Origin of the sequence: Streptomyces sp. C, from assembly GCF_000158895.1 — a bacterium.
GTDB classification, from domain to species: Bacteria; Actinomycetota; Actinomycetes; order Streptomycetales; family Streptomycetaceae; genus Streptomyces; species Streptomyces racemochromogenes.
The window spans coordinates 915,431-915,908 of the sequence record NZ_GG657750.1 but is presented as its reverse complement, the minus strand read 5'-3'; the positions used below and the strand labels follow the sequence as shown (position 1 = coordinate 915,908).

Sequence of the window (478 nt, the reverse complement as noted above, 5' to 3'; positions counted from 1 at the left end):
TCCCCCCGGCGGGCCCGGCGTCGCGGAGCCGCCCCGGGGGCCCTGGTGGCGGTCGGTGCCCGGCGTCGCGACGGCCGCCGTGGCGCTCGTCGCGGTGGTCACCCTGGTGGTCGTGCTGACCAGGCCCGGCGGTGGCGGGGGCGGTACCCCGCAGGTGGCCGCGGCCGAGGTGTTCCTCCAGCCGGCCGCCGAGCCCGGACGGGACCCCTTCACCGAGTCCAGCGCGGCGAAGCAGGCCACCCCGCCGCCCGAGAGCCCGCCGCAGGGCACGGCCGCGCCCACCGCGCCGGCGGGCACCCGCAGCGTCAGCGGCTCCTCGCCCGGGCTCTACGGCGGCACGAAGGACGTCGCCAGCTGCGACGTGGAGCAGCAGATCACCGCCCTGACCTCGCAGCCCGCCAAGAACGCCGCCTTCGCCTCGGCCCTGGGGCTGCGGCCGGGCGCCGTCGCCGGCTACCTGCGGGCCCTCACCCCCGTG

At 80.1% G+C, this 478-nt stretch carries 1 protein-coding gene; it reads left to right on the top strand.

Features of this window, described 5'->3' with window-relative positions; all coding sequences use genetic code 11:
* Window positions 1-55: 55 nt before the first annotated feature.
* On the top strand, window positions 56-478 hold a 423-nt coding region (locus tag SSNG_RS41780; RefSeq protein WP_042800504.1), incomplete at its 3' end, for a DUF6777 domain-containing protein.